This is a genomic window from Brevibacillus sp. (assembly GCF_003521185.1).
In the GTDB taxonomy this organism is placed as follows: Bacteria; Bacillota; Bacilli; order Brevibacillales; family Brevibacillaceae; genus Brevibacillus; species Brevibacillus parabrevis.
The window spans coordinates 22851-28850 of sequence record NZ_DOTK01000081.1 but is presented as its reverse complement, the minus strand read 5'-3'; the positions used below and the strand labels follow the sequence as shown (position 1 = coordinate 28850).

General features: G+C 47.0%; 5 protein-coding genes and 2 tRNA genes. 1 reads left to right on the top strand and 6 read right to left on the bottom strand.

The window, feature by feature from the left end:
- Nucleotides 1-9 precede the first annotated feature (9 nt).
- The 4 genes from DEP07_RS25020 to DEP07_RS25005 all read right to left on the bottom strand — a co-directional run bounded on the left by DEP07_RS25020 (nucleotide 10) and on the right by DEP07_RS25005 (nucleotide 2706).
- A complete protein-coding gene (locus DEP07_RS25020; RefSeq protein WP_287103187.1) occupies nucleotides 10-897 on the bottom strand; it encodes a tetratricopeptide repeat protein in 888 nt (295 codons plus the stop codon).
- A 474-nt stretch (nucleotides 898-1371) separates the two neighbouring features.
- The gene (locus tag DEP07_RS25015; RefSeq protein WP_287103186.1) at nucleotides 1372-2292 is read right to left on the bottom strand and encodes a tyrosine-type recombinase/integrase; all 921 of its coding nucleotides are present in this window, start codon (nucleotides 2290-2292) and stop codon (nucleotides 1372-1374) included.
- Nucleotides 2293-2511: 219 nt separating this feature from the next.
- A tRNA-Thr gene (locus DEP07_RS25010) sits at nucleotides 2512-2587 on the bottom strand.
- Nucleotides 2588-2629: 42 nt separating this feature from the next.
- A tRNA-Asp gene (locus DEP07_RS25005) sits at nucleotides 2630-2706 on the bottom strand.
- Nucleotides 2707-2891: 185 nt separating this feature from the next.
- Between DEP07_RS25005 and DEP07_RS25000 the strand changes: the two genes are divergently transcribed.
- Entirely contained in the window at nucleotides 2892-3800 is a 909-nt protein-coding gene (locus DEP07_RS25000; RefSeq protein WP_242771645.1) for a C40 family peptidase, read from the top strand.
- Nucleotides 3801-3863: 63 nt separating this feature from the next.
- On the opposite strand, the gene DEP07_RS24995 is transcribed toward DEP07_RS25000, so the two are convergent.
- Both DEP07_RS24995 and DEP07_RS24990 read right to left on the bottom strand, forming a co-directional pair.
- Nucleotides 3864-4106 carry a hypothetical protein gene (locus tag DEP07_RS24995; protein ID WP_063227052.1) on the bottom strand — a complete coding sequence of 81 codons (243 nt, stop codon included), beginning with the start codon at nucleotides 4104-4106 and terminating at the stop codon, nucleotides 3864-3866.
- Nucleotides 4107-4204: 98 nt separating this feature from the next.
- The gene (locus DEP07_RS24990; RefSeq protein WP_280648335.1) at nucleotides 4205-5986 is read right to left on the bottom strand and encodes a M3 family oligoendopeptidase; all 1782 of its coding nucleotides are present in this window, start codon (nucleotides 5984-5986) and stop codon (nucleotides 4205-4207) included.
- Nucleotides 5987-6000: the final 14 nt, after the last annotated feature.

The window sequence follows — 6000 nt, the reverse complement described above, 5'->3', positions numbered from 1 at the left end:
AGAATTAGATTAGCATTCACAAACGTATTGTGCCTCTGCCAATAATTCTTCTGTAGTACAATCATCAATAACTGAATGGCAAAGACGTTTTGATTCTTCTACCTGCCCAATTAAACGGTACACTTTTGCTAATTCTAGGGTGGTATTCTTAACGGAGTGCTTTCTGTCTGCTTCTTGGTGCAGTTCGAGTGCAGAGTGTAGATGTTCTAACGCTTCTTCATATCGACCTGTTCTTCTGTAAAGCATTCCTAAGTTGTGGTCGAGAACTGCTTCTAGTTTTTCATTTGGAAGCACCTTTAGAATGTCTAACACTTTAAGGAAACTTGTTTCAGCTTCTTCATACTTTGATAACTTGTGATAGCAAATACCCTTGACGATTAATATATCAGCACCGTTGTAGAGAAGGTTTAGTGAAGAGTTTAATTCTTCTGCACGTTTCAACCATTCCAAAGCAGAAACATACTCTTCCAAAACTCCGTGTGTCACACCCTTCGCATAGTAGGTGAGAACTTTTAATACACCTCCGATTGCGTGTCTGTCAAGTAATTGGGTTGCCAACATAAGTTGTGGCACTGCTTTAATTGCCTCACCTGTCTGTGAATAAAACAAACCGAGAGAAGACAATACCCTAACATAGTCCGTGGCATTATTCGTCTCTTCATAAGCATTTTTGGCAAACGAAGCGCTTAGAAGGTATTGCTTTTCTGCTACAGGAAAGTCCTGATTTCGATGGCTGAAACGGGCACTAGCCCACCAGTATTTACTCTTCTCTTCGACTTCAATTTGCTCTGCATCCAAACCATCAAACTGCTTTCTTGCTTCTTCCCACTTATTTTCTTCTATGTTGTTGATAATGTGTTGTAAGATTAGATGAGATTCTTTGACTACGTTTTCCATCAAATAGCCCCCTGATATGTAATAGTAACCCCCTCACATTATATCCAATAATTTACAGGTTTGACAAGCTGATCTATTGGAAATATAATGTAAAATATACAAGATTATCTTGTGGAGGTGTGAGAAATGAAGTTCCTAGCTAAAGGATTAACGGTGTTTAGCTTGCTAACTGCACTCGTAATAACTTCTCCAACGCTTAGTCCAGATAACATCCAGACGGGCACAAAAGTAGTTCAATACAGCCATGAATGGGGAACGTAAAAAGGGAGATAAATAACATCTCCCTTTTTTTCGTATTAGAACTTCGTTTTCATTTTCTAACACAACGGTTTAACCATCCACTGTCAAACGCCCAATTCCGCCCCTTATGGCTTTACAGCTACAAGGACAGGTATTCCCCCTCCCTCACTATAAAACAGGCTTAGAAAGCCTTCTGGAAGCCCTCATGCGTTTAATTGTTCTTACCGTTCTTCCTCAAACCTCTAAATGGTTCAATGGATTGTATTTGTCGTTCTGCTCCTTCAAGGCAGTTCCCCACATGGAGATGCAACGGCTCGTCATTTCGATTTCAGTATGACGCAACATCCTTTGAAGAGTAAAAACGTCACATCCGTTCATGCACATCCGATGAGCGAAAGTGTGTCGGAAAGTATGGCAAGATAAACGAACATCCTTAAAATCAAAGACCTTTTTAAGCTTCTTGAACATGCACTTAACTGAATTTGGCGACAACTGTTTATTCTCGTCAGTCACAAATACATACTCGCCCACCTTGCCGAAATACTTTTCACAATACAAGCGGTATTCAGCAAGCTCCTTGATAAGCTTTTCCGTAATCGGTATACTGCTCACTTCTCGCTTTTTGCCCCAAACGGTGATAACTCCGTTGACCATATCCACATCGTTCCAGCGCAAATTCACAGTTTCCCCAAGGCGACAACCAGAACCCAAAAGGAAAATAATCATGACGTAATTCCGATAGGCATGGAATGTCCGTTCACGTTTTTTTACACGTCTTAAATAACCCAACATTTGCGAAATATGAGCGTCGGTAAAGACTTCAATCTTTATTTCCTCTTTGGCATAAGCCATTTTCTTTGTCGGGTTTTTGCCTGTGGCAATTACTTCGTTTTGTTCGAGGTAATTAAAGAACGTCTTCAACGTCCGAAGCTTTGTGTTTCGAGTTGTTGCATTGTTTCCTTGCTCTTTTTGACACATCAGCAAATAACTCTTGATTGTTCCCGATGTGATTTCGTGAAGATTGATGATACTTTGGGAGACGCAAAAGTTTTGAAAATCCTTTAGGAAAATCCGATATGTTTCGATTGTGTTCTTGGACAGGTTCTTATATTCTCTGTCGTCTAAAAATTCCTGAACAGCAAATTTGAGCAACAAAATAACCACTTCCTTCCACGATGATTTTGCATCGGAAGAAAGTGGTCATAAGTAGGCAAAAAGGGTTTCAGTCAGCCCACTTAATTCTCTGAGCATCCTAAAACCCTTAAATATGCTGATATGATACGGCTGGTTCGACTTGAACCTCCACGGTGTTGCCACCACTAGAACCTGAATCTAGCGCGTCTGCCAATTCCGCCACGACCGCATATGAAAATATGGTGCCGGCAATAGGACTTGAACCCACAACCCCCTGATTACAAGTCAGGTGCTCTACCAATTGAGCTATACCGGCATGTTTGCTGATTTGCTTTTCGCCATGCTTCTCGTAAAAGAATGGCGGAGCTGACGGGACTCGAACCCGCGACCTCCGGTGTGACAGACCGGCGTGAACTCCAACTTCACCACAGCTCCATGTGGTTTTTCCATTTTTTGCTCACTCTCGTGGGCACTCTTGTAATATAGCATGTTCCCTATCAATTATGCAATAGTTTTTGAAATCTTTTTTAAAACATCATTTTTTCATAGATTTACCATTGAAAATCCGCTAGAATTTTATCTAGATATGCAGAAAATAGTAGATTGGTGGAGACGATGATATGAAACTTCCTTCGAAGCTACTCACCTCCCTCGCCCTCTTCACTCTGCTGCCTACTGCTGCCCACGCCGCCTCAGGAGTGTATGTGGTATCAGCAGGTGATACGTTGAGTAAAATCGCCCGCGAGCACCAGACTACCGTGAGCCAGCTCATGCAAGTCAACCAACTGCAAAGCGACCAGCTGTCGATTGGCCAGACGTTGTCTTTGCCTGATGGCAGTCTGTCGACAAGTGGTGACTCCGACGCTCCTCATGATGTCGTAACCGCGCCTTCCGACTTCGCGCAGGAAGAACCAGCAGAATTGACCGCTGGCGAAAAGGCTCGTGTGACGGTTGACGTTCTCAATGTTCGCAAAAAAGCGTCCACCGATGCAAAAGTATTAGGCAAGCTCAAATTTGGTGATGTAGTTGAGGTCGTCCAAACTGGCAGTGAATGGACAAAAATCGAATTTGAAGATGATGAAGCGTACGTCTTCACCTCTTACCTGAGTCCAAAGCTCACTCCGGATGTTACTTTTTCTGGTGACGTTGATTCCGCCAGCCTGAAGCATCTGGAAACGATTTTTGAACCTTTGCTGAAAACTCCGTACGTGCTTGGCGGGACCACGCCGGACGGATTTGATTGCAGCGGCTTTACTTCTTACGTTTTTAACCGCCTTGGGGTTACACTTCCTCGCACATCCGAAGAACAATTCCGCGGCGGGACATCGATTCCGCTGGATCAAGCCCAGCCGGGCGATCTGCTCTTCTATGATGCGCTTGGAAAAGGACGCGTTTCCCACGTAGCGATTTATTTAGGGAACGGAACGATCGTCCACGCAAACGGGGATGACGTTCGCTACGGAAAAGTGGAATACATGCACAAGCTGTATCCATTTTACGGCGTCAAGCGCTACATCGATCTGCAATAAGGAATCCACGCATACAGCCCACACCTGTCATCAGGTTGTGGGCTGTTCGCATGTTGGATCGGCTCAGTGAATTTCGGTGTTATGTCCTGCCTGGGGCGGCTGTTGGTTCGCCCCGATTTCGATCTTGCCCAGAGCTTGCTTCATTTTGTCGAGCTGAAGCTGGTAATCGCGCACCACTACGGTGAGAACGCTGACCGATTCCTTGAAATCCGGTTCGCTGCTGACCCTGTCGATAGCTCTATGTAGATGCAGCATTTTGTTCTCTGTTTCCCGTAGTAGGTCGAGTAACTGCAATCCGTTTACCACGTGATCACCTCATTTGTTTTTTCTTACTTTCTCCCTGTCAGCAAGTTGCTATGCGCACAAAAAAAAGCCCGATGCTCAGATCGGGCTTTTTCCTGCAGCTAGGCGCGCGCAGCCGCCAGCTCTACAAACGTATCGATATCTTTGGCAATCAGGGCGAGCGAGTTGCGCCAGAAGTCAACGGAGCGAACATCTACGTCCATAATCGCAGCGACGTCGGCGATGCTCATCTTTCCGGTCACGGACAACAGCTCGTCATATTGCTGCACAAACGCTTCACCGCGCTTCACATACTCGGCGTACAGCCCTTTGGCAAACAGCAGGCCAAATGCGTACGGGAAGTTGTAGAAGTTGAAATCGGCGCTGTAGTAGTGCGGTTTGCACACCCACATGTACGGATGCAGCACGGAAGAATCCAGCCCTGCTCCATATGCGTCTTTTTGCGCTTGCAGCATCAGTTCCTTCAACTCGCCAACCGACAGGGAGCCTTCGGAACGGCGGGCAAACACCGCGCTTTCAAACAAGTAACGGCTGTAAATATCGACGATGACCTGGCTTGCACCGGAGATGTCATTTTCCAAAATCGAAAAGGCTTCTTCCGGGGTTGCCTGAGCCAACGCCGCTTTGGCGATGATCGTCTCGCACAAAATCGACGCGGTTTCCGCGATCGGCATCGGGTAGTCGCTGTTGTAAAACGCTTCCTGCACCAGACATTCTCCGTGATAGCCGTGGCCCAGCTCGTGCGCCAATGTGCTCACGTCGTTGTAGCTGCCCGTGTAGTTTGCCATGATCCGGCTTTCCCCTACCATGTGCAGGTTGTAGCAAAATGCTCCGCCGCGCTTGCCTTCGCGAGTCTCGGCGTCAATCCACTGGTTGTCGAACGCGCGGGCAGCATAATTCGCCAGTTTTTCGCTAAAGCTACCAAAGTGCTTCACGATGAAATCACGCGCTTCCTGATACGTAAAGCGCATGTCCGCTTCGCCAACCGGAGCGAACAAATCGTAGAACGGCAGACCGTTCTCATGGCCGAGCAGCTTCGCTTTGGCCTGGAAGTATTTTGTAAAAGCTGGCAAGCTTTCCTTCATTGCGGTCAGCATCGCGTCGAGTGTCGCCTTGTCCATGCGCGAGTCGAGCAGCGTTTTTTCCAGAGGCGATTCATAGCCGCGCAGCTTCGCTACCGTAATGACTTCGCCCTTGATCCCATTCAGGCTCGCCGCAGACGATTCCTCGATCTTCTTGTAGGCTGCCAGTTCAGCCTCGTAAGCCGTTTTGCGCAGGGCCGCATCTTTTTCATGCGCCATGTTGCGAACGACAGGCAACGGCAATTGCTTCGCCTCTCCGTCGATGGTAATGTCGACCAAAAGCGTCGACGTCAGCATTTCTTGCAGCTTCGTCCAGGCATTGGAACCTGTGTTTTTCATTTTGGCCAAAATGATTTCTTCTTTTTCGCTGAGCATGTACTTGCTCTTCTCGGACAGTTCCGTCAGCATGTAGCGATGGGTTTCCAGCAGGTCGGACTGGCTGATCAGCTCGCTCAGATTGTCCAGTTGGCCGAGCCATTTTTGGAACAGGACGCCCGGCTCCACCAGTTCAACAGACTGATCCTGGATTTTCTCGATGAATTGCAGCGCTTTTTCATTTTTGGCGTCAACGCTCGCGGTCAGTTCGCCATAAGCGTACAAGCGATATTGCGTCTGCAAAATCGAAGTCATCTTCGCAATGTATGTCTCCATCTTTTGCACAGCGCCATCTGCCGTTTGCAGGCTTGCTTGCGCCCAGCTTTTTACCTCGTCCATCTCCCGGCAAAGTTTCTCCCAGTCTTGCTTGCACTCCGGCGAATCAAACGATGTGTACAACACATCCAAATTCCAGCGCATATTCATAGGCCCGGCCTCCT